The sequence below is a fragment of the Ruegeria sp. AH3 genome, assembly GCF_056536265.1.
Genome location: NZ_JBQFJL010000001.1, coordinates 264,995 through 286,997 on the forward strand (window position 1 = coordinate 264,995; position 22,003 = coordinate 286,997).

Below are 22,003 nucleotides of genomic sequence, written 5' to 3' on the forward strand. Positions count from 1 at the left end.
AAAGGCGATCAAGGTTGGTTAGATCACGTCCGCTATGACCAGACGCACAATGTCTTCGCGGCGCAGGCTGCGGGCGGCCAGCTCTGCGTCGGACAGAGACCAAAGCGCTTGAATCCTGTGAACTTTTACTCGTGCCTCTCCGATTTCTGTGAAGGCCTGCAAAATGCCTCTGGCGATGTCGGTGGTGGCTTCGAAGGCTGACTGCAGCGAGAGGTTTTGCGTTGCTGATGATCGCATATGTTTGAGCCCCGTTGATCGTTGAGTTTCGGGAACGTGTGTATCGCGGGCCAGACAATACAACCACAGCACCCATGACATAGCAGCTGTGCGGCGTGCGCAATTCAAAGCGCGAAAGTGGAATATTTCCCCTAAAAATATGGGCAAAGCCGAAGCTTCGCCCACACGATGCGTCAATTTGCCTACAGATGTCTCAGACCATTGCGAAGATGCGCGCCGGTCCACCCGTTCCGCCACGATGCGCCGGAGCACCCACAATGAGCGTCGCGCCGCTGGCGGGAACCTTGTCGAGATTGGCCAGGTTCTCGATGCCATAACGATTGGTCGGCAGCCACGCATAGTGGGTTGCGAAATCTGCAGATGGCCCATGATCCAGAGACAGAGAGTCGACGGCCAGCGCAACCGCGCCAGTCTCATCTATTAACATCTGAGCGGCTTCGACATGGAATCCAGGGAAGTGCATTTTGCCCTCATCATCGGTATTCCGGAAACCCGCTGTGGCGGTCTTGGTTCCCCAGCCGGAATGCATCGCCACGCAGGCGCCATCGGGTATTGGGCCGTTTGCGTCAATCCAGGCTTTCAGGTCATCCGGAGTGACCTGCGCATCCGCATCCTCGGCCGCCTTAGCGGCGATATCGACCACGCAGAGCGGGCAGACAAGGTTGGATACCGGGATCTCGTCAACCGACTGACCGTCTGCCGAGAAATGCAGCGGCGCATCAATATGCGTGCCGGTATGTTCGTTGACCGCAAGATTGAACAGGTTAAATCCGTGATCCTTGAAATTGAAGGATTGCGTGGCTTCGATGCCCGGCTCGCCAAAGTACGTTGGGAAGTCGGCGTCATAGATGTGGGTCATGTCCACAACTTCTCCATGGCCAACCGCCAATGCCGGAGGCGCACTGGCCGTCCCAAGCGCTGTACCGGCTGCCACAGCCGCGCCCGCCTTGAAGAAGGATCGCCGTGACATCATCCGATCCTTGACGGCGTTCATCACGCATACATCACACATTTCATGTCTCCCTGTTTTGGTGTCGGTCCAACGAAATTGTCCGGTACGTCCGCGTAGTCTCAATTGAGCTTGTTTTGCTCAAGTTAGCGCGTTGGCATGCAGAGGGGCGTCACATAAGCGTTAGAGTGTGAATAATTCAAAAACCGAACGGTTGGTCGAAAATGTGCTTGAATACGCGGCCCGACCAGTTCAGTCTCTGTCAAATAAGTGACGCGGGTAGAGAGGTCATGCGCATGTCCCAGGTGATCAGCTATGAGAAAATCGACGATATCGCGGTACTGGCCGCACAGAATCCGCCCGTAAATGCGCTGGGCGTCGACATGCGCCGCGGCATTCTTGAGGGGGTCGAGCGCGCCGAGTCTGAGGGGGCCCGCGCCGTGCTGATCTATGGAGAGGGACGGACATACTTTGCAGGCGCCGATATCCGGGAATTCGGCAAATCGCCACAAGAACCTTATCTGCCTGCGCTTTGCGACCGTATCGAGGCATCGCCTCTGTTGGTGGTGTCGGCTTTGCACGGGACTGCTCTGGGCGGCGGGCTCGAGGTGGCTTTGTCGTGTCACTACCGTATCGCGGTGCCATCGGCCAAGGTCGGGCTGCCCGAGGTTAATCTGGGTATCCTGCCCGGCGCGGGTGGGACGCAACGCTTGCCGCGGGTAACTGGGGTCGACAAGGCTTTGGACATGATCACAACCGGGCGGCACGTGCGCGCGCCCAAAGCATTGGAGATGGGAGTGCTGGATCGCGTGCAAGAGGGTGACCCCCGCGAAATCGGGTTGGCCTATACGCGTGAACTGCTCGACAGCAACGCGCCGCGCCGCGCAGTCTGCGACATGCCCAAGCCCGCACCAATTGATTTTGACGCTGCTTATGATGCCGTGCTCAAGAAGGGGCGGGGCCAGTTGTCGCCTGCGGTCGCCGTTCGCGCCGTTCAGGCCGCCTGCGAAGCCGAGGATTTCGCTGCGGGCCTGACGCGCGAGCGGGAATTGTTCATGGAGCTCATGGCTTCTGACCAGCGCAAAGGGCTGATCCACGCCTTTTTTGCCGAACGCGCAGTTTCAAAATTGCCGGAGTTGGAGGGGGTCGCACCGAAGGAACTGCATCAAGTCGGGGTCATCGGCGGTGGCACCATGGGCGCGGGTATTGCAACGGCGGCTTTGCTGTCAGGCCTGCCGGTCGTTCTGCTCGAAATGTCGTCGGAGGCGGCGCGGGCGGCCAGAGAGCGGATCGCGGGGAATCTGGCTGGCGCAGTGAAACGCGGCAAGCTGAGCCCCGAGGATCATGACGACATACTGCAGAACAAGTTGGTTCTGGCGACCGATTACGAGGCACTGAGCGCTGCGGATCTTGTGATCGAAGCCGTCTTTGAAGACATGGACGTCAAGAAACAGGTCTTCGCGCAGCTGGATGCTGTTTGTAAGAAGGGGGCGGTTCTGGCGACCAACACCTCTTATCTCGACATCAATGAGATTGCGGGTTTGATCAGCCGGCCAGATGCGGTCATCGGGTTACACTTTTTCTCGCCTGCCCATGTCATGAAGCTGCTGGAAATCGTTGTGGCTGATCAGACAGCGCCCGAGGTGGTCGCGACTGGCTTTGCGCTGGGCAAACGATTGGGCAAGGTCTCAGTCCGCGCTGGTGTGTGTGACGGGTTTATCGGCAATCGGATCCTCAGCGCCTATCGGGCGTGTGCCGATCACATGGTTCTGGATGGCGCGTCACCGTTTCAGATCGACAAGGCTCTGATAGAGTTCGGGTTTGCGATGGGTCCGTTTGCAGTTTCGGATCTGGCCGGTCTGGATATCGGCTGGGCCACCCGTAAGCGCAAACGCGCGGCAGGTCTAGACCCGCGAGCGCGGGATAGTTTTTATGTCGACAAGCTGTGTGAGGCTGGTCATTTTGGTCAGAAAACCGGCAAGGGGTACTATATTTATCAGAAAGGGCAACGCGGCGGCACTCCCAACCCGGAGGTCATGAATCTGATCGAAGCCGACCGGGTGGCGCAGGGACTGACTGTGCGAAGCTTCTCGGATGAGGAAATTGTGCGACGTTACATGGTTGCGATGGTGAACGAAGCGGCGCGCGTCGTGGGTGAGGGGATTGCACGTCGACCGTTGGATGTGGATGTTACGTTGCTCTACGGTTACGGCTTTCCGCGCTTTTGGGGCGGGCCGCTGAAATGGGCCGACCTGCAGGGGCTGCCGGACCTGTTAAGCGATATTCGCGAATGGTCAGAAGAGGATCCGTATTTCTGGCAACCTGCGCCTTTGCTGGAGCAGTTGGTTGCCGAGGGTCGCAGCTTTGATGACCTGAATAAATCAGAGTGACAACGCCCGCTGGTGTACTCCCGCGCCCGCGCAACATTGGCTGCGCCAATACCGCTTACGGCCTTGGGCCCGGCATCGCGCGTCGCGCGATGCCGGGCCCAACAGGAGGAGGCATTCCGTCAGGAATGTCGATGACTGGCGGGAGCGCTTGTGCTCAGCCGATGGCGCTTTCAGCAGCAGTGCGTACGGCACGAATGTTGTCGCCGTAGACCGACGGATTGGTCACCGATCCGCCTTTGAACACCGCAGACCCGGCAACTAGAACATCAGCACCTGCAGCAGCGACCAGAGGGGCCGTGGCGGGATCAACGCCACCGTCAATCTCGATATGCACGGGGCGATCGCCGATCATTTCGCGCAGTCGACGTACTTTGGCCGTCATGTCGATGAACTTCTGACCGCCAAAGCCGGGGTTTACGGTCATCACGCAGACCAGATCGGTCAGCTCCAGCAAATGCTCAACCGCCTCCGCCGGAGTGCCTGGGTTCAGCGCGACACCTGCCTTCATACCGGCACCGCGGATGGCCTGCAGCGTCCTGTGTGTATGCGGTCCGGCCTCAACATGGGCGGTCAGGATGTCGGCGCCCGCATCGGCATAAGCCTGAATGTAGGGATCGACCGGAGAGATCATCAGGTGCACGTCCATCACTGTTTTCACATGCGGACGGAACGCTTTGACAGCAGGCGGGCCGAAAGTGAGGTTTGGCACGAAATGCCCATCCATCACATCGACGTGGACCCAATCCGCCCCTTGTGCTTCGATGGCCTGAATTTCCTGTCCGAAATTGGCGAAATCGGCAGACAGGATGGAAGGTGCGATCTTGATGGAGCGATCAAAGCTCATGGCGGGCCTCCTGTGAGATCTGGTTTGCGAGGCCATATAGCTGCCTGAGGCTTCGATGGGTAGCCCCTACGCTCGTGATTTGGGGCAATCCTCTCTCAAGTGCCCAAGGGAATGCGCTCCAGCAGGTGAAATCGGCCATCAGAAGCTTCTCCGACCAGTGCCAGATCACGTATCTCCAGTGGTTCGGGCAGTATCGGATGTAGCCTCGCCTCTAGCAGCGTTTGAATCTCCTGCAGGGTCGGTTTGTTGAGCTTGCCACTCAGGGTGATGTGAAAGCGGAAAGTATCCATTACATGCGGATACCCCCAACGGATCAGATTGCTTTCCTGCTCTGTCGTTAGTCTGGCCGTGCGACGGCGCGCTAGTTCAGAGTCAGTCAATGGCATTCGGAACCTGTCCAGATCGCGTACGCAAGCGGCGGCAAGTGTGTTGACAGCTGTGGTGTCACCACCCGGCACAAGAGCCAGAAATCGACCCAGCGGGGCGATGTGCAATCCTGATACAACCGCCAGTCGCTGCGTTTGCGCAAGTTCTCTGCAGGCAGCTTTCAAAGCAGCCAGAGTTTGCCCCTCTCGCAGACGAAATGGTGGCTTCAGGGTCGCGTGCAGGCCGTATCTGCGCGGCGTTTCTGTTGTGGCAGCAACATCAATATCGGAAAGATCTGGATGGGGAATTGGCTGGCCTTCGTCCACGTCCCAGCCCAGCCATGCCTTGCAGAATCGGACCCATTCAGCCTCAGGCGGTGGCAGGAAATAGACTGCGTAGCGTGTGAACTCCATCTCGGTTTCTCGATACATCCTTGCGTCAAATCAGGCGCGGTAGAAAAGATACCGGTCCGGAGCGATGGTTTCGGGTCCCGCGATTTGGTCGAACCCGACCAAGGGTTGGCCCGAGATCAGCAACGCTCCGGGGCGCATCACCTGCGCTATCAAGGGGCTGAGGCGCGCGGCCTCTGCCACATCCTCGGATTTGATGCCGCGCCCGAAATCATAATGCGCCAACGCTATGGTTCGCCCTTGTGTGGCCAGCTTTTCCAACATGGGTTCCGCCTCACCCTGCAGGAAATCCTCTTCCGGAGGCGTACTATCGGGGTGACATTGCAGGACCCGATCCATCACCCAGATTCGACGCGCAGGTAAGATTTCCCGAAGATGATCGTAAGTGCGGCCATTGCCCAACCCCATGTCCAAAACATCGCCATCCTCGCCTTCGATCTGCGCAGCGGCCCAGTTCAGCCCGTCGCGCTGAGCCGTCAGGCGGCGCAGCATTGAATCAAGTCTGCTCATTCGGGCTTTCCTTCCAGTTGAGGGTCTTATGCAGCGGTCCAGGGTTTACCCGGCCCATCGAGCAATCGTTGCAGCAAGTCTCTCGTAAAATCCCAGATGTCTTGATCATGGACCAGATGGTGCGTCAACACACCAAACGGTTCCGTGTTGTCAGTCCGTCCTTCACGGCGATCCTGCAAGAGCTGCACGGTTTGCAAGACAAGGTGCTCGGGGTCGGCCAGACCGCGCGTGCCGTGCCAGTCGATGGGATCCAGATGAGTGTTCACTTGTTTCAAACCCGGCGCTGCCAATTCGGATTTGCGTGGCGTAGACGTCGAGAGAATGCGATAGCCCAAAGCGGGCAGGCGCTCCGCGGCTTCAGGCGCGATCCGGTTCCAGGGGGGAACAAACATCGGGCGCAGGTATTCGCCGAACAACATCTTGAGCCGCATCAGACCCGCCTCAGCATCAGCCGTGATCGCCTCGATTGGTCGATGGAGGCGAAACTCCGCCTTTTTCTCGCCTTGCGGTGCATGGTTCTGATGCGCCCAACCGTGCACGACCGGGATCAAAGCAGGACTGGCTTGCACATAAGCCACGAGTTCAGCTTCAACGCCTTGCGGGATCACCGCCAGATGGATGGGCAAGCCAAGCTCATCAGACAGTGCCGTCAATTGATCGAGTTGCCGGGTGACTGAAACGGCATCGTCGTCTCGCCACCAGAGTGGCAGAGTGAGGCCCGCCTTGCGCCAAAAATCCAGTTCTGCTTGCAAGGGTCGCCAATCGGGGGTCATCCTTTGGCCCTCCGCAAGCTGGTCGCGATCTCCACCGCGCGTTGGGCACCATTGAACCCGTGGGCCATGGGCGCACGATCCGGTCCTGACATGACGTGTGCCAATGCGTCAGCAAGGGACGCGCCATCCAGATCGTCACTTTTTAGAACAGTGACGCCATCCAACTTGGCAAGACTGCCTGCGCGCAGACTTTGTTCGACTTCTTTGCCGTCGTCGAAGGGAATAAGAACCGAAGGCGTGCCGCTTTGCAGCAAGTCCATTGCCGTGTTGTAGCCGCACATACTGACCGACGCTGCGGCAAGCGGCAGCATTTGCCGAAAGTCTGATCGGACAGGTTCAATGGTGATCGGGATATCTCCGGCAAGAGCCGACAATTCATCAATGCGCGACCGGGCGTCTTGCCCACCTACCAACAGGCGCCAACGCCTGTTGGGCATCTTTCGCGCGGCCTCGATGGCCGTGCGAAAGATCGGTTGGCCAACTGACCCTCCGCCTGCGCTGACCACAATTTCATCCTGCCCCAGGCCTTCGGGATGCGGCAGCGGTGCGGCTGCCGCAACAAAGCCTGTATAGTGCAGGCGTGCGGCCAGTTGATCCGATACAGGCCAGCTTATCTGCAGCGGGGCGATGTCGGGATCGGAATGAACAAGAACACTGTCGTAGAACTGTGCAATGATTTCATCCGCGCGTTCGGCTTTAGCGGGTTTCGAGGGCGGCGCGAGGATATCGCGGATCGAACTGAGAATGACTGGCGGGGTCGGCAAGGCTTGTGCGACCTCGAGCGCCGCCAGAAATTCGGGCGCAAGCGAGCGACGGCCGAACGGATAAAGCTCAGTGATGAATATCTCAGGTTGAAACCTGCGCAGCGCCTCTGTCAGTGCGGTAACACGCGCGGCCAGATAGTCCGGGTCTGCCACCTCTCCGCTCTGGTCCAGAAGGCGCGTAAAGTTGGTGCCATCCGATCGCAGCGGCGGCAACCCCAGCAATGTCATCCCGCGCGTGTCAAGCTGTGGCGCAGGCATCCCGCCTGAGATCACAAAAACCTCATGGCCTTGCTGAACAAAGGCGCGACCCAAAGTCAGTGCGCGGCTCAGGTGCCCGGTTCCCAACAAATGAGTTACGGTGATCATGACCCTCATGGATGGGCCTCGCTTCGGATCAGTCTGATTGGTTCGACCTCGGCCCGCATGGTGCTGAGGTCCACGATATATAGTCTGTTTCGCTTGATCTTGAACGGGGCGGGGCCTGAGAAATCCCAGTCCCATGCCTTGGCAAGGATCACCCGCATGATGCCGATGTGGCAGACGGCAAGCGTGTCACCCTGAAGGGTCTCCAGCCATGGTGCAATCCGAGTCCAAAGGTCTGCCGGGCTTTCGCCTCCGGGGGGCCGGAAGCCCCAGCCCCAATCCTCTATGTGCCGGTAGCCGCTGTCCGGTATCTGGATAAGGTCGACGCCACGCTGCCCTTCCCATTCGCCCCAGTTCATTTCGGTCAAGGCTTCGGATGTTTTTGGGGTCTGACCCGAGACCAGCAGCGCGGTTTCCGCTGCTCGTGATAAGGGGCTGGACCAGACCGATGCCGTGTCCCATGGGGCAGGCAGGCAATATACTGACAGTTCGGCGCGTGCATCGGCATCAAGCGGTATGTCACTGCGTCCTTGAATGCGGCCCGCGCGGTTCCAGTCCGTATGTCCGTGGCGTAGTAGCGCTAAACGGCTCATGGTTGATCTTCCAGCAACGGGCGAACGGCGGACCAGAAGGTATTTGTCGCAGCGGGCATCAGATGTCGTTTGGCAATGTGCGCGCGCGCGCGTTCGCCTTCTCTGCGGCGCAAATCAGGATCAGCGCAAAAGGTCTGTATACGTGTGGCCAGCCCGGCCGTTCCGGCCTCAACAGATGGATAATCGGAAGGCAGAAGAACATCGCGCACGCCGGGGCGATCTTGCGCCGCCACGGGTATGCCGCTGGCCTGCGCCTCAAGGTAGACCATTCCGTAAGCTTCATTGAAACCAGGCCAGATCAACAGTGATGCGCGCTCGTAGACCTGTTGCAATGTCGCCCGGTTCAACTGCCCGAGAAACCGGACACGATCTTCAAAGGGTGCCATCAACGCTTCAACCTGTGGGCGGGCGGGACCGTCACCCGCGATGTCCAGAACCCAGTCACCGGTCAGATGCGCCAGAGTTTCAGCCAGAATGGTGTATGAGCTCAGCTTGTCGCCGTCTCGCATCATTCCTACGGTCAGCATGGGGCCATCTTGAGATGAAGCTTTCGGCAGGTCTGTGATCGGCAGGAACGGGGGTAGCTCGGTAAGCTGCTGATTGCCGTAACGCTCTCGCTGCAATGTGATCAGGTCGTTTGCCGTATGGTAGAAGATAACCTGCGCTGCATCACAGGCCGCATGGGCGTAGTGGGCGAAGCGATCCCAAGGGCCGTTCAGCCGACTTGTGGCGCGGGTGCTTTCAAGCTGTACGTACGGGATGCCACGCGCACGGCAGATTTCCGGCCCCAACAGGTCAGGGGCCTTGTAGTAATTGTGATAAGTCACCCAAAGGTTTGTATCAGCAGGCAGGCCCTGAACCAGTCGCTCGGTTTCCGCCTGTGCTTGGGCCAGAAACGTCTCTTGCACCTGTGAATCACCCGTTTTGTCGTAGATGCGGAGTTGCGAGGCGAGCTCGACGCTGTCCCCCTGCGCCGCGATCGCTGTCATGAGGTTCCGTGCCATTTCGCGATCGCCCGAGGGTTTAGGGCTGTCGGGGGATTTCATCGGCGCATAGAATGCAACCCGCGCCATCAGACGTCATCCGTACACAAGGTTTTCAGCCGCTCAGACAGGCGGCGAATGCCTGGGTCCATCTGGAAGTCCGCGATCAACCGATCATGAGCGGCCGCGGCCATACAGATTGAAGTATCGGGATGCTCGGCTAACTTGATGATCGCGCTGGCCAGTGCCGTCGGTTCGTCGCTGGACAAGACGCCGTGGACGCCATCTTCGATGAACTCGGGTATGGCCGAAATCGGAGTGGAGAGGATCGGCAAACGTTGAGACGCCGCTTCCATCAGCACGTTCGGTAACCCGTCCCGGTCGCCGTCTTCCGCGATACGGCTGGGCAGGACAAACAGATCTGAGTGCTGCATTTCGGCAATCACCTCGGGCTGATCGCAGGCTCCCTTCCACGTGATCCGCGAGGTCAACCCCGCCGCATCGGCTTGGGCTTTCAGCGCATCGCCGAGTGTACCGCCGCCGATATGGACCCAGTGCCAATCCAGCGTCTTCGGCAAAAGCGCGAGCGCCTCAAGAAGCCGGTCAATACCTTTCTTTTCGACCAGACGCCCGACCGAGAGCATGCGGAACGGCGAACCCGCCTGACGTGGTGCGCGTTGAGGAGGGGCGGGAAACCGTGACAGATCCAGCCCGTGATAGATCAGGTCGACCCGTTCCGGATCGTCGGCAAGTGAGCGCAAATGCGCGGCACCGATGGCTGTGCAGGTCGCGCCAAAGGCCGCCCCATATGTTGCCGCTTGCAGCTTCTCACGCTTTTCCCAATCGGGTGAGGTCCAGATGTCTTTGGCGTGGGCCGAAAAGCTCCAGGGCAGGCCGCGTATGATTGCGGCATAGCGCGCGACCGATGAGGGCGTGTGCATGAAATGCGCATAAAGCGCTTGTGTCTGCTCGGGAAGCTCGGCAGCCAATACGCAGGCCTGGCCAAAGCGGCGGATACGGTTATGGGAGGGATCGCGTCGCAGATCCTGCCGCCAGATGTCATAGGCTTGTTGATAGCCGGGCAAGCGCATTGCGATCTGGCGCGCAGCCTGCAGACGTTGCGGTTCATCATACAGATATTCCGGCAGGTAATGAACCTGCCCCTGAAATCTGTCGTGCAGCGGGTGGCGTTTGGTGTCGGTGGGGTGGCGCAGGGACCAGATATCGAACTGGTGCCCGGCGTCCTGCAGGGCCACCAGTTCCTGTGCAATGAACGTCTCGGACAGGCGCGGCCAGCCTTTGACCAGCACCGCTAGCTTGGGGGATTTGGCCGTCATCCGATGGCGCGCTCTTGTTCCGCACCCAGCAGGGCATCGATACGATGGGTGACGTATTTCAGGCCATCCAGCAACCCCGCACGAATGGCTTGTGAGGGGAGGGGCTGGTCTGACAGATCACGGATCGCTTGGATCATTGCGTCCGCCGTCAGTCCGTCGCGCGTTTCATCCAACATCTGCACAAGGCCCAGATCTTCCGCGCGTGAGGCGCGGATCCATTGTTCAAGCCGTGGGGTCGTACGCGGCACGATTACGGCGGGCTTGTCGAAGGACAGAACTTCGCAGAAGGTGTTGTATCCGCCCATGCAGACAACACCGGCGGCACCGGCAAAAAGCGTCTCGATCTGGGATTCGAAGCCAACCGCCGTAACCCGGCCGTTCAGTGCGGCGACGCGGGTTTCGAAATCCTCCCGCAGCTCGCCCGACAGGAACGGACCATAAACCAGAACTGCGCGAGGTGACAGATCGGGGTCCTTTTCGTAGGCCGAAAGAACGAGGTTGACCATCGCCTTGCCGTCGCCACCACCGCCGGGGGTGATCAGGATATAAGGCTGCTCGGGCGGCTCACCGACTGGTCCCAGATCGCGCCGCAAGTAGCCTGTCCAATGTATCCGCTGCTGCGTCGCGGGGCTGAGGGGCAACCCTTGCGTGGGATCATAGATCGAGCGCAGGCCATAAACCCAGATTTCGTCGTAGAACCGTTCGGTCGCTGCGATTGCGTCCTTGCGTTGCCATTCAGCGGCCAGAACTTCGGGTTCATCCAGCACGTCACGCAGGCCGAGTACCAATTTTGTCGAGCGAGAATACTCCAGATATTCGAGCGTCGGCAGCAGCTCTCCGCGAAACCCGGTGGGTTCCTTGTCGACGATCAACACGTCAGGATCGAATTGCTCAACCGCGGTCTGGATCAGGCTGGATCGCAGCTCGGTGACTTCCTCGATACCCATGCCGATAGTCCGCGACGCGTAAGAGCCGTCGGCACGCTTGGTAACACCAGGCAGGCGCACATGGTCCACGCGACGCGGGAAAGTGAAGCGCCCGGCCACCGGAGAACCCGTCAGAATCAGAGCTGAGGCGCGCGGATCCGCCTGCGTGATAGCGGCAGCCAATGCCCGGGACCGTCTTAGATGACCCAGACCGAACGTATCGTGACTGTAGAGCAGGATGCGCGGGGCGCGGCCGTGTTTTTCGTGTGCTGTTCTTAGGCTCATGCTTTGCCTGTTTCGGGTTCCAGTGCAATTCCGCGCGTTTGCATCTGTTATCTTATATGTTCCGTGCCTGCTTGCCAAAGCGGCAGAGCGCACCGTGCAAATGTGGCAAACATTGCGAATTGGCAACAGCTTTTGCTGGCCAAGCCATCTGTGGGCCACTTTGAACAGGGGTTTTCGAGGCAGGTCTCCAACATCGTATTTCTCTGAGTTGTCATATTCAATTTTCGTTGGCTTGAAAACACCTTATAGCCAGCGGTGTCACGAGAACACGGATGCAGGACGATGTTGTGATGGCGTGTGGTGAGGATTTGAACCAGCTCGACAGGTTCTATAGGCTGCCCTGCAACCGCGAATTGGATGAAACGTATCATGAAAAAGAAAGTTCTTGCCGGATTGGTGCTGGTGTTTTGGGCGCTGTCGCTGGCATTTGTTTCAGCGGCGGCGGCGCAGTCGCTTATTCCAGGCTATCCCATCGGAGGGACGGAAGAGTCCGGTACCGCGACCTCAGAGAATGAGGATGTGGCGGCGGCTATCCGGGCTGCATCCGAGGCGGGGGCCAGCGTTATCGTGATCGATAGTGCCGGTCAGGTGGTTTCAACACCCGCCTCAGGCAGCGCGGCGAATGAGTCGTCAGCTGCTGACTCCATGGGTGAGGGATCACAGCTTATGAAAGCGCAGGAGCGCTTTTCTGACTTCCGCGAATCCGTTCGTTCGCGACTTGAGGCGCTGCCCTACTCAGTTTTTGAAGTAAAATATGTCCTAAGACAGACCAGCCCGGATGGTCGCATCCAAACCTATGTCGAAGTGCTGTTCTGGAACATTTTATTCCTGTTGCTGGGGCGCTGGTTGTCGACGGAAATCTACGGCAAACGTATCGCCAAGCGCTTTGTCGTGGCGCGGATCAAGGAACAGCCTCATGGCTATCGCGAGAAGATGCCGTTCCTGGTGTTCCGCTTCTTGATGGGGATTGGCGGTACGGTCTTTGCCATGCTCATGGCGCTGATCGTCGGATATCTGTTCTTTGGCGAGGCCGAGGATATCTCGATTCAGTTCACCGTAACTGCGATCTTCACGGCGTTCTTCCTGTCGCGCACAGTGTCGGACCTGTGGCGCATGGTTCTGTCGCCCTACCTCAGCCAATATCGATTGCCGCCCTTCTCGGACCGGGATGCGAAACGGTTGTATGTCTGGGCATCGGCGCTGGCGACCTATGATATTTCGGTGGTTTTGTTCTCGACCTGGGTCGCTGATTTCGGTCTGAACTACAATGTCTATGCCATGGTGTACGGCTCGCTGACCCTGGCCGGGGCGTTGGGTAATGTGTTGATGATCCTGTTCAACGCGCGTGCCATTTCAAATGCGATCCGGGGCGGGCGAGCCCCCGATCAGGTGTCGTGGATTTTGCGTTTCATCTCGTTCGCCTGGGCACCGGTATTGATCCTCTATTTGGTCTTCAGCTGGCTCAAGCTGGCAGTCGATCTTGTGCTTGAGGTCGAGGACTCGATCCCGATTGTGGCCAGCAGCTATGCGATCTTTATGTCGGTTGTCGTGGCCTACGGGGCGATGAACTATCTGCTTGAGCGCTATTTTGATCGCAATCGCAAGATTGAAGAGTTGAATGCGGAAGCGGAAGACGCGGAGGCCAAGGCCGAAGCAGAAACCGCCACACTTGAGGCCGAAAAGCGTAAATACGCTATCCTGACTTACGAGGATCTCGCCCGCCGTGTGGCCGGTATTCTGGCTTTTGTCGTAGGCCTCTATGCCTTGGTAGTGATCTGGAACCCGCAAGCGAACTGGAGCGAGGATCTGCCGGTTGGTCGGGCGCTGGATGTGATGGTAATCCTGTTCATCGGCTATATCCTGTTCCACTTTTTCCGGGTCTGGATTGACAGCAAGATCGCCGAGGAGGTTGACGACGGAGGCGCAGAGGCGGAGCTGGGTGACGAAGGCGGCGAAGGCGGGCAAAGCCGTCTGGCGACGTTGCTGCCCCTGTTTCGCGGGGCGATATTGGCGGTGGTCGTGGTGACGATTGCGCTGATCGTGCTGATGGAACTCGGCATCAATGTCAGCCCCCTGTTTGCAGGTGCCGGTGTCGTCGGTTTGGCCGTTGGCTTTGGGTCGCAGACTTTGGTTCGAGACATCTTTTCGGGGGCGTTCTTCCTGATGGATGATGCGTTCCGGAAGGGCGAATATATCGATATCGGCGACGTGAAGGGAACGGTTGAGAAGATCTCGGTCCGGTCGTTCCAGTTGCGGCATCACCTTGGGGCGCTGAACACTATTCCCTTTGGTGAGATCAAGGTTCTGACCAACTATTCGCGTGATTGGGTGATCATGAAACTGCCCTTGCGGGTGACCTATGACACCGACGTTGAGAAGGTGCGCAAACTGATCAAGAAGCTGGGGCAGGAATTGCTGAGCGATCCTGTGATCGGCGATAACTTCATCCAACCGCTGAAGTCTCAAGGCGTGATCGAGATGCAGGATTCGGCGATGATCATCCGGGTGAAGTTCATGACCAAGCCGGGCGATCAGTGGCTGGTGCGCAAGAAAGTCTATCAGGATATACGCGAGCTGTTTGCCCGGGAAGGCATCCGTTTCGCGCATCGTGAGGTCACGGTGCGTCTGGCGGATGACAAGGAGGCTGAGGACCTGACACCAAAGCAGCGCGAAGCGGTAACCGGAGCGGTGCAGGCGGCGATTGATGAGGATTATCTGGACGATATCGGACCGGCTGGTGGCGACGATCGGTAAGGTCCTCTCCCGCCCCTTTGATCTGCGTCGCTGACGCGACGCGGCCCAAAGCGTTGGGCCAAGCCGCGCGTTCCGCGCGGCGATTGCGCTAGGCTGAGGGGGTCGGCCAGGCCGCGTCAGACGTCCCGAGTTTGGCGGCGGGCAAGCGCCAGGTCATTGCGGCGGGTCCGACTGTGAGGGCCGGTTTCAGGCGGTGGCCTGGCCCCCAGCCGGAAGCTTCGGTCTGTGCGGCGTAATCTGAAGAAGCTGCGGTGGTAATGTCTTCACCGCCGCTGTTCTTAGCGAGGGTCGCCAGCAGTTCTGCGGTGCGGGCGAGCGATAGGCGGGCATCCATTACAGTGTGACCCGTAGCGGCCTCGGCCATGGCTGAGAGGACTGCCGCGGCCATCAGATAGCCCGTGGCGTGATCGAGAGCTTGCACGGGCAACGGTGTGGGCTTGTCTGCAGAGGCCCAGGCCATACCGGCATGGGCGATCCCTGAACTCATTTGCACAAGGCTGTCGAACCCGCGCCGAGTGGCCCATGGACCTTGCCAGCCATAGGCATCCAGAGTGACCTCGATCCGGTTAGGGGCAAGTTGGTCACGGGTTGCTTTGCCCAGCCCGAGCGCGTCCAGTGCGCCGGGGCGATAGCCATGAACCAGCACATCGGCTTGTGCCAATAGGTCTTTCAGCTGATTCAGCCCGTCCGGCGTTTTCAGATCCAGATAGGCGCAGCGTTTCCCTAGTGAGATATCGGGGATCACTCCGGGTTCATCCCAACCCGGAGGGTCGATGCGCAACACGTCCGCCCCGAATGCTGCAAGTGTCCGTGTCGAGACCGGACCGGCCAGAATGCGGGTCAGGTCGAGTACACGAAGCCCGGCCAACGGTCGCTCGCCCGACGCTTCGGGACGATCACGCAGAGTGACATTGTGCGGTCCGTGCCAGCCGATCAGGGGCTCGCGGGCGACGGCGCGCCCTTGTGGGTGGTCCTGCCATTCGGAGCGGTTGCGCATGGCGGCGGCGACACCTCCCTCAGCGACGATGGCAGCTTCCAGATCGATGATGGACCAGTCTTTGATCGCGCGTGTCACGGTGTCCCGGTCCGCTTCCACCTGCAGTACCTTGAGCGCGGCGGCGCGGTGGTGGGGCAGGTTGGTGTGCAACCTGATCCAGCCATCTGCGGCCTTGTAATCCCCGGCAATGGTATCCCACAAGCTGGGCATCTTCCACCCTTCGGGCTTGAACGAAAAGCCATACCACAAAGAGGCGAGCCGGTGATCCACGGCTATCTCAGGCGGCGTGGCTGACAGGTTGAGGGCTGTCATCAGACGGGCCAGTTCCTGACCCACTGCGGCAAAGCTTGCCGTCGCCAGTTCGGATACCGCAAAGGCGCTGGGGCGGGCTCCGACCCCGATGACCTTGTAGCTGTCGGTTGCGGGCAGGGCAGAGAGCAGGGTCATTGCTGATAGGGATCCAGACTGTCGCGCAATCCGTCACCGAGGAAGTTGAAGGCCAGCACAACGACGATGATCGGCAGCATCGGGATCGCGGTCCACGGGTAGATCTCGATCGAAGCGAGGTTCTGCGCGTCGTTCAGCATCACGCCCCAACTAACCGCTGGGGCCCGCAGGCCAAGGCCAAGGAAGCTGAGTGCGGTTTCGCCAAGGATCATTGCGGGAATCGACAGTGTTGCTGACGCGATCAGGTGTGACATGAAGTTCGGAAGCAGGTGCTTGCGGATCACCCGGCCCGAGCTCGCGCCCATCATCTCGGCGGCGCGCACATATTCCTCTTCCCGCAGCGACAGGAATTTGGCGCGTACAGAGCGGGCGAGGCCTGGCCAGTCGAGTATGCCGAGGATGATCGAGATGATGAAGAACACCGCAACCGGGCTCCAATTCGATGGAACAGCGGCGGACAAGGCCAGCCAAAGGGGCAGTTCCGGCAGCGAGCGCAGGATTTCAATTACACGATTGATGACCCAGTCGATGCGCCCTCCGAAATATCCGGCCATCGAACCGAACAGGATACCCAGGAAGAACGACACCGAGATGCCGATCAGACCCACGGTCAGCGACAATTGCGCGCCATAGAGGATGCGGCTGAAAACGTCTCGACCCAATCGGTCCGAACCCCAAAGGAACAGCGTGGCGCCCTCGGGCGCGCAGAACAGGTGCGTGTCGGATTTGATCAGGCCCGCCAGCTTGTACTCGGACCCTTCACAGAAGAACCGGATCGGGCGCGGGTCCTCGGTATCGGGGACGAATTTCCACTGGAAGGTCTCAAGGTCAGCCTCTGCCACGATGGGATAGACGTAAGGGCCAACGAATTCACCCTCATGGAACCAGTTGATGGATTGAGGCGGGGCGTACAGGTGCTCGCCGTTCCGATCATTGGGACCGTATGGTGCGATGAAACCTGCAAAGGGCAGCATCAGGTAACAGAGCAGCAGGAAGATGCCAGATATCAGGCCCAGCTTATGGGTCTTGAATTTGCGCCAGACCAGCACCCAGTTGGGTGCGTCCAGATCGGCACGTTCCAGCTGTTGGATCGAGGCCTGTGGGTCGAAAGGGGCTTCGTCGACATAGCGACCGTCGGGACGTTGGGTCATGCTTCACGCCCCTCATATCTGATGCGCGGGTCGAGCATGACCAGCAGGATGTCCGAGATCATGGTGCCGATCAGGGTCAGCAAGGCCACAAACATCAGGATGAAAGCCGACAGAAACTGATCCTGTGTTTTCAGCGCCGTCAGCAGGGTCGGGCCGATGGTTTGCAGGCCCAGAACAACCGAGACCAGAACCGAGCCTGATACCATGGACGGCAGCAGGTTGCCGATGTCGGCCACAAAAGGGTTGAAGGCCACGCGCAGGGGGTATTTCGTCAGCATCCGCGATGGCGCCATGCCCTTGGCGATAGCAGTTTCCACATAGGGTTTGCCAAGCTCGTCCAGCATATTGGCCCGCAGGCGCTGCATCATCGCTGACGCGCCCGAGGTGCCGATCACAAAGGTTGGCACGATCAGATGAAGTAGGATGGATTTGAGCTTGTCCCAGCTCATCGGTTCGCCTTCGAACTTTGGGTCCATCAGGCCGCCGATGGGCAGGTTGAAATACTGATGGCCATAGTAGAACAGGATCAATGCCAGCAGAAAGTTAGGCGTGGCGAGGCCCAGATAACCCACAAAGGCCGAGGTATAGTCGATCCATGTCCGCGATCGCGCGGCGGCGATCACGCCGAGGGGCAGGGCGACTGCGTAAACGAAAAGGATAGCGGCCAGATTGACCACGACGGTCAGCCATAGCGTATCGCCGACAATCTCGGACACCGGGCGATCGAATTCGAAGGACCAGCCATAGTTGCCTTGCAACAGCCCTTCGAACCCATGCGGTCCGGGCCAGAAGCCCATCCAGATCAGGTATTGTTCCGGCAGAGACCGATCCAGCGAATATTCCTTTCGAAGGAATTCCGCCTTGGCGACGCCAGCCGATTGCCCCGAGGCCTGCAGCTCGGCGATCTGGTTGCTGAGGTAATCGCCGGGGGGCAGGTTGATGATCACGAAGATCAGGACCGATACCACCAACAACGTCAGCAGCATCGTGAAAAAGCGATACACCGCATAGCGCAGCATGACCATTTAGCTGCTCCTGATCAGTCGGCGAAGAAGAACTCGTCGGGGCGGTGAATGCCGAAATGTGCGCCGGGCTCCCACGCCCACATGGCTTGTTCGGGTACATTGCGCAGACGGTTCGACACCACGACGGGCTGCGGTGCGCCATTCAGAATGCCGATCGCATAAAGTTGCTGAGCATGGATATCCAGCATTTCGCGCCAGGCAGCTTCGCGCTCTGCATCGGTGGTGGCGATTTCCCAGTTGTGCGCCAGCTCCATCAGACGTTCAGCCTCGGGCATGTCAGGCGCCTCGCCCGCATCGCCGCCGGTCTGATAGTATTGGCCCCATTTCGGCCAAGCCAGAAACACCTGATCCGTGGGTGCCAGATAGGCCGGAGAGGTGTGGCCCTGCGGGATCCCATCATCCCAACCGAACCAGACCGATGCCATTGTGTTGCCGGAAAAGACCCGGTTACGCAGGATGTCCCGGTCCAGAGGCCGCATCACCAATTTCACACCAATCTCACGCCAGGTATCGGTGACGATCTGCAGTGCGTTTTCGACCTCTTGCCGTTCTCCGGCGGTTTCGATCACCAGTTCCATCGGGCGACCATCGGGCAGCAGGCGGATGTCATTCTTGTCGCGCTGGCTGAGACCGGCATCATCCAGCAGGGCGTTTGCCATATCGATGTCGTATTGCGCCCAGGCTTGCGCGTTTTCTTCGCTATAGTAGGGCGAAGCTGGCAGAACCGACATCGCACCGGGCTGCGCCAGCTTGAAATAAAGCGCCTGATTAATCGTCTTGCGATCAATTGCCAGCGACAGGGCGCGGCGCACACGCACATCGCGCAGCACGTCACGCCAGGCTTCGTCCTCGAAATTCAGATTGGGGTAGATGGCGATCTGTGACGCAACTCCGGTTTTCCACAGCAGCGTCTTGTACTCGCCCTGCGCCTCGCCCTTTTTCAGGATCGAAGCGTCCCGGAAGGCCAGCCCACGCCCCTGCAGGTCGCTTTCGCCTGCATTGGTCTTCGCGGCAACTAGACCGGGAGCCACGATCTCCATCTCGACTACGTCCATATAGGGCAGTTGCACTCCCTTCGTGTCGATGCGGTGGTAGTAGGGATTGCGTATGAAGCTATGGCGGATTTTCTTACCCGAGCTTGCGTTCAGCCAAGGCTGCAGCGTCGGCAATTCGTGGTTGTCGAACTTATAGAGATTGTCGAGCTTGTTGTGCAGCGCGGCCCAGCTTTTGACACGGGCGTCTTCAACCTGAAAGGCCAGCTCTTCGGGGTCGGCGAATTTCTCGTGATATTGCTTGAGAAACTCGGATGGCCGGTAAATGAAGGGTGGGCGGGCCTGCGCCAGCGATTGCAGGAAGTTCGGGTTCGGGTCCCCCCATTCAAAGATCACCGTTGTCTCATCCGGGAAGCTCACCGCTGGTGGCTGGCCTTCGACAAGCAGGAAATCCGGCGGGCCGGAGGGGCTGAGTAGTTCGTTATTGGCAACATCCTCCCACCAATAGCGGAAATCCTCCGAAGTGAAGGGTGTGCCGTCTGACCACTTGTGACCGGGGCGCAGCTTTAGCGTGAATTTACGATTGTCTTCATTTTCGAACGCGGCCAACAGGTCGGGCACGATGTTGTATTCATGATCGAAACCGACAAGCCGTGCATAGCCGTAAACCACCATCTGCCGGATGTCTTTGGACCGGGTGACCATTGTGCGTAATGTGCCGCCCTGGGTCCCGAACTCGCGCCCTTTGGCGGAAAGGTCAACAATAAGCGGGTCTTGTGGAACACGTTCGGCGGCAGGGGGCAGGTTTCCGCTGTCAACTTCGGACTGCCAGAAGGCGCTCTCTTGCAGGTTTGAGGGAACTTCTGCCATCGCGGATAGAGTGCCCGCAAGGACCAGCGTGGTGGCCAGAAACAATCGGTGAGTGGTCTTAAACATGGCAACGTACCTTATGGCCGGGCTCCATTTCTACCAGTGAAGGTACCACGGAGTCGGAAAATCGGAAGGCATCATCCCAACTGTCCGGCGAACCCGCGCCTAAAGCGACCAGTTTAAGGTCGATCGGGCGATTGATATCGGGCTCAGGCTGGGCAGCGATGAGTGCCTTGGTGTAGGGGTGGTGAGGATTGTAGAACAGGGTTTCGGGCGGGGCCTGTTCAACAACAAGGCCCTGACGCATCACGGCGACCTCATCAGCGATCCGGGCCACAACAGCCAGATCGTGTGAGATGAACAGGTAGGACAGATTCAGACTGTCCTGTAGATCTTCCAGCAGGGTCAGGATCTGTTCTTGCACGGACACATCCAAGGCCGAGGTCGGCTCGTCACAGACAATCAGCGCGGGGTCCAGCATCATCGCGCGCGCGATTGACAGGCGCTGGCGCTGACCGCCCGAGAAAGCATGGGGATAGCGTTTGAGCATATCGGCACTCAGCCCGACCCGTTGCAGCATTTCGGCTGCTTTGTCTCGCTGTTCAGCGGCCGTGCCCAATTTATGGATCTCAAGCGGCTCGGTCATGGCGTCCTGAATGCGCATTCGGGGGCTGAGTGAGCTGTAAGGATCCTGAAACACCATCTGTGCCTTGCGCTGAAAGGCGGTGCGCTCGGCGCGCGACATCTTGTGGACGGTGATCGGCTCGGCATCCACAGAGGTGCGGAATAACACCTCGCCTCCTGGATCGGGCAATTCCGCGCCCAACGCGATCCGGGCGGCGGTGGTCTTGCCTGAGCCGCTTTCGCCTACAATCGCCAGCGTCTTGCCGCGGGCCAACTTCATGTCGACCCCACGGCAGGCATGGATCAGCTTGTCGGCCTTCCAACCCTTGCTGGACCGCATCGTGTAGGTCTTTGATACACCCTTCATCTGCAGGATCAGATCCTCATCGGGCATCGGTAGCCCCACGGCATCCTGATCCGGAATCTCGGGTGCTGCATCAAACAGCTGTTTTGTATAGGGATGCGCCGGTTCGTTCAGAATCGGTGCGGCAGGTCCGGCCTCCATCACGCGGCCCTTGTGCATCACCACGACCTGCTCGGCCATATTGGCGACAACGCCAAGATCGTGGGTCACGAGGATCAGTGCCATACCGGTCTCGCGCTGAAGTTCCTTGATCAGTCCAAGAACCTGCGCCTGCGTCGTCACATCCAACGCGGTTGTCGGCTCATCCGCGATCAACAGTTCGGGTTTTGAGACCATGGCCATGGCGATCATCGCACGTTGACGCATACCACCAGACAGCTCGAACGGGTAACTGTCATAGGCGCGCGCAGGGTCTGGGAAGCCCACGCGTTCGAACTGGGTCAGAACTTCTTTACGGGCCTGAGCCTCGGATGCGCCGCGATGCAGCCAAAGAACCTCACTGACCTGATTGCCGATTTTATGGAGCGGCGACAGCGAGCGCATCGGTTCCTGAAAGATCATCGAAACCCGATTGCCGCGAATGCCGCGCATCTGTTTCTCGCTGATTTCGGTGAGTTCTGCCGTGCCCTTGGAATCGTTCAGCCTGATTGATCCGCTGCGAATCTGTGCCGTACGTGGCAGAATTCTCAGCGCGGCCCTACACGAAATTGTTTTGCCCGATCCTGATTCTCCGACCAGGGCCAGCGTTTGACCCGGTTCAACGTCAAAGTTGACATCCCGAACAACGGCTTCGCCTGCGCCAAAACCTATGCTCAGATCCCGGACGGACAACAATGCATTCATGCGGGAATTCCACCCGGCTGGCCGCTTGATAACATCGGCTTAGTAATCTCCCTGACTTTTTTGACGCAGTTTCGCGCGGTTGGGGCGGCCTAGTCAAACACCTTCTTGCGCAGAAACGTCGCGGAAATATGAAATGCATGCCGGGGCACCTACACAAAGTCTTGAGATTTTGTCATCTAAGGCGCAACCGATGCCTATTAGGCTTG

The 22,003-nt window shown here is 59.0% G+C and carries 18 protein-coding genes; 2 read left to right on the top strand and 16 right to left on the bottom strand.

Translation table 11 applies throughout. The features are described 5' to 3' along the window. Positions 1-18: 18 nt before the first annotated feature. Together ACR3EM_RS01320 and ACR3EM_RS01325 are read right to left on the bottom strand one after the other, a co-directional pair. Positions 19-237 carry a DUF1127 domain-containing protein gene (locus tag ACR3EM_RS01320; RefSeq protein WP_480469020.1) on the bottom strand — a complete coding sequence of 73 codons (219 nt, stop codon included), beginning with the start codon at positions 235-237 and terminating at the stop codon, positions 19-21. Between the two features lie 193 nt (positions 238-430). Next, complete coding sequence (locus tag ACR3EM_RS01325) at positions 431-1,249, bottom strand: cyclase family protein (RefSeq protein WP_480469021.1); 819 nt, start codon at positions 1,247-1,249, stop codon at positions 431-433. A gap of 233 nt (positions 1,250-1,482) precedes the next feature. Between ACR3EM_RS01325 and ACR3EM_RS01330 the strand changes: the two genes are divergently transcribed. Continuing rightward, positions 1,483-3,576 carry a 3-hydroxyacyl-CoA dehydrogenase NAD-binding domain-containing protein gene (locus ACR3EM_RS01330; RefSeq protein ID WP_480469022.1) on the top strand — a complete coding sequence of 698 codons (2,094 nt, stop codon included), beginning with the start codon at positions 1,483-1,485 and terminating at the stop codon, positions 3,574-3,576. A 154-nt stretch (positions 3,577-3,730) separates the two neighbouring features. Here the strand turns inward: ACR3EM_RS01330 and rpe are convergent, their stop codons facing one another. From rpe to ACR3EM_RS01375, 9 genes are all read right to left on the bottom strand, one after another. Then, positions 3,731-4,420, bottom strand: a complete 690-nt coding sequence (rpe, locus tag ACR3EM_RS01335; RefSeq protein ID WP_480469023.1) for a ribulose-phosphate 3-epimerase — start codon at positions 4,418-4,420, stop codon at positions 3,731-3,733. A gap of 95 nt (positions 4,421-4,515) precedes the next feature. Further along, the gene (locus ACR3EM_RS01340; protein ID WP_480469024.1) at positions 4,516-5,217 is read right to left on the bottom strand and encodes a DUF1045 domain-containing protein; all 702 of its coding nucleotides are present in this window, start codon (positions 5,215-5,217) and stop codon (positions 4,516-4,518) included. A gap of 12 nt (positions 5,218-5,229) precedes the next feature. Continuing rightward, entirely contained in the window at positions 5,230-5,706 is a 477-nt protein-coding gene (locus ACR3EM_RS01345) for a class I SAM-dependent methyltransferase (protein WP_480469025.1), read from the bottom strand. A gap of 26 nt (positions 5,707-5,732) precedes the next feature. Next, positions 5,733-6,479, bottom strand: a complete 747-nt coding sequence (locus ACR3EM_RS01350) for a polysaccharide deacetylase family protein (protein WP_480469026.1) — start codon at positions 6,477-6,479, stop codon at positions 5,733-5,735. Then, positions 6,476-7,618 (bottom strand): glycosyltransferase family protein, encoded by a 1,143-nt coding sequence (locus ACR3EM_RS01355; protein ID WP_480469027.1) that lies wholly within the window; start codon positions 7,616-7,618, stop codon positions 6,476-6,478. Before ACR3EM_RS01355 ends, ACR3EM_RS01350 begins: the two co-directional genes overlap by 4 nt. Further along, positions 7,615-8,199 (bottom strand): histidine phosphatase family protein, encoded by a 585-nt coding sequence (locus ACR3EM_RS01360; protein ID WP_480469028.1) that lies wholly within the window; start codon positions 8,197-8,199, stop codon positions 7,615-7,617. The genes ACR3EM_RS01355 and ACR3EM_RS01360 overlap by 4 nt, the downstream gene beginning before the upstream one ends. Next, positions 8,196-9,272 carry a glycosyltransferase family 4 protein gene (locus ACR3EM_RS01365; protein WP_480469029.1) on the bottom strand — a complete coding sequence of 359 codons (1,077 nt, stop codon included), beginning with the start codon at positions 9,270-9,272 and terminating at the stop codon, positions 8,196-8,198. The genes ACR3EM_RS01360 and ACR3EM_RS01365 overlap by 4 nt, the downstream gene beginning before the upstream one ends. After that, positions 9,272-10,519, bottom strand: a complete 1,248-nt coding sequence (locus ACR3EM_RS01370; protein WP_480469030.1) for a glycosyltransferase — start codon at positions 10,517-10,519, stop codon at positions 9,272-9,274. Before ACR3EM_RS01370 ends, ACR3EM_RS01365 begins: the two co-directional genes overlap by 1 nt. After that, positions 10,516-11,730 carry a glycosyltransferase family protein gene (locus tag ACR3EM_RS01375; RefSeq protein WP_480469031.1) on the bottom strand — a complete coding sequence of 405 codons (1,215 nt, stop codon included), beginning with the start codon at positions 11,728-11,730 and terminating at the stop codon, positions 10,516-10,518. The genes ACR3EM_RS01370 and ACR3EM_RS01375 overlap by 4 nt, the downstream gene beginning before the upstream one ends. Before the next feature lie 369 nt (positions 11,731-12,099). Here ACR3EM_RS01375 and ACR3EM_RS01380 point away from each other — a divergent pair, with 369 nt between their 5' ends. Then, positions 12,100-14,484 (top strand): mechanosensitive ion channel domain-containing protein, encoded by a 2,385-nt coding sequence (locus tag ACR3EM_RS01380; RefSeq protein WP_480469032.1) that lies wholly within the window; start codon positions 12,100-12,102, stop codon positions 14,482-14,484. A gap of 88 nt (positions 14,485-14,572) precedes the next feature. On the opposite strand, the gene ACR3EM_RS01385 is transcribed toward ACR3EM_RS01380, so the two are convergent. The 5 genes from ACR3EM_RS01385 to ACR3EM_RS01405 are packed head-to-tail and all read right to left on the bottom strand — an operon-like array spanning position 14,573 to position 21,797. Continuing rightward, positions 14,573-15,928, bottom strand: a complete 1,356-nt coding sequence (locus ACR3EM_RS01385; RefSeq protein ID WP_480469033.1) for a CoA transferase — start codon at positions 15,926-15,928, stop codon at positions 14,573-14,575. Beyond that, complete coding sequence (locus ACR3EM_RS01390; RefSeq protein WP_480469034.1) at positions 15,925-17,079, bottom strand: ABC transporter permease; 1,155 nt, start codon at positions 17,077-17,079, stop codon at positions 15,925-15,927. The genes ACR3EM_RS01385 and ACR3EM_RS01390 overlap by 4 nt, the downstream gene beginning before the upstream one ends. After that, a complete protein-coding gene (locus ACR3EM_RS01395) occupies positions 17,076-18,104 on the bottom strand; it encodes an ABC transporter permease (protein ID WP_480469035.1) in 1,029 nt (342 codons plus the stop codon). The genes ACR3EM_RS01390 and ACR3EM_RS01395 overlap by 4 nt, the downstream gene beginning before the upstream one ends. 14 nt (positions 18,105-18,118) lie before the next feature. Continuing rightward, the gene (locus ACR3EM_RS01400; RefSeq protein WP_480469036.1) at positions 18,119-20,032 is read right to left on the bottom strand and encodes an ABC transporter substrate-binding protein; all 1,914 of its coding nucleotides are present in this window, start codon (positions 20,030-20,032) and stop codon (positions 18,119-18,121) included. Beyond that, positions 20,025-21,797, bottom strand: coding sequence for an ABC transporter ATP-binding protein (locus ACR3EM_RS01405; protein ID WP_480469037.1), 1,773 nt, complete (start codon positions 21,795-21,797; stop codon positions 20,025-20,027). Before ACR3EM_RS01405 ends, ACR3EM_RS01400 begins: the two co-directional genes overlap by 8 nt. Positions 21,798-22,003 lie beyond the last annotated feature (206 nt).

What these genes read in the sequence shown, in the direction of transcription:
- rpe (WP_480469023.1), bottom strand. Translation starts at nt 4,420, where the DNA reads ATGAGCTTTGATCGCTCCATCAAGATCGCACCTTCCATCCTGTCTGCC.
- ACR3EM_RS01360 (WP_480469028.1), bottom strand. Translation starts at nt 8,199, where the DNA reads ATGAGCCGTTTAGCGCTACTACGCCACGGACATACGGACTGGAACCGC.
- ACR3EM_RS01375 (WP_480469031.1), bottom strand. Translation starts at nt 11,730, where the DNA reads ATGAGCCTAAGAACAGCACACGAAAAACACGGCCGCGCCCCGCGCATC.
- ACR3EM_RS01395 (WP_480469035.1), bottom strand. Translation starts at nt 18,104, where the DNA reads ATGGTCATGCTGCGCTATGCGGTGTATCGCTTTTTCACGATGCTGCTG.
- ACR3EM_RS01400 (WP_480469036.1), bottom strand. Translation starts at nt 20,032, where the DNA reads ATGTTTAAGACCACTCACCGATTGTTTCTGGCCACCACGCTGGTCCTT.
- ACR3EM_RS01340 (WP_480469024.1), bottom strand. Translation starts at nt 5,217, where the DNA reads ATGTATCGAGAAACCGAGATGGAGTTCACACGCTACGCAGTCTATTTC.
- ACR3EM_RS01370 (WP_480469030.1), bottom strand. Translation starts at nt 10,519, where the DNA reads ATGACGGCCAAATCCCCCAAGCTAGCGGTGCTGGTCAAAGGCTGGCCG.
- ACR3EM_RS01390 (WP_480469034.1), bottom strand. Translation starts at nt 17,079, where the DNA reads ATGACCCAACGTCCCGACGGTCGCTATGTCGACGAAGCCCCTTTCGAC.
- ACR3EM_RS01325 (WP_480469021.1), bottom strand. Translation starts at nt 1,249, where the DNA reads ATGTGTGATGTATGCGTGATGAACGCCGTCAAGGATCGGATGATGTCA.
- ACR3EM_RS01345 (WP_480469025.1), bottom strand. Translation starts at nt 5,706, where the DNA reads ATGAGCAGACTTGATTCAATGCTGCGCCGCCTGACGGCTCAGCGCGAC.
- ACR3EM_RS01365 (WP_480469029.1), bottom strand. Translation starts at nt 9,272, where the DNA reads ATGGCGCGGGTTGCATTCTATGCGCCGATGAAATCCCCCGACAGCCCT.
- ACR3EM_RS01380 (WP_480469032.1), top strand. Translation starts at nt 12,100, where the DNA reads ATGAAAAAGAAAGTTCTTGCCGGATTGGTGCTGGTGTTTTGGGCGCTG.
- ACR3EM_RS01350 (WP_480469026.1), bottom strand. Translation starts at nt 6,479, where the DNA reads ATGACCCCCGATTGGCGACCCTTGCAAGCAGAACTGGATTTTTGGCGC.
- ACR3EM_RS01405 (WP_480469037.1), bottom strand. Translation starts at nt 21,797, where the DNA reads ATGAATGCATTGTTGTCCGTCCGGGATCTGAGCATAGGTTTTGGCGCA.
- ACR3EM_RS01355 (WP_480469027.1), bottom strand. Translation starts at nt 7,618, where the DNA reads ATGAGGGTCATGATCACCGTAACTCATTTGTTGGGAACCGGGCACCTG.
- ACR3EM_RS01385 (WP_480469033.1), bottom strand. Translation starts at nt 15,928, where the DNA reads ATGACCCTGCTCTCTGCCCTGCCCGCAACCGACAGCTACAAGGTCATC.
- ACR3EM_RS01320 (WP_480469020.1), bottom strand. Translation starts at nt 237, where the DNA reads ATGCGATCATCAGCAACGCAAAACCTCTCGCTGCAGTCAGCCTTCGAA.
- ACR3EM_RS01330 (WP_480469022.1), top strand. Translation starts at nt 1,483, where the DNA reads ATGTCCCAGGTGATCAGCTATGAGAAAATCGACGATATCGCGGTACTG.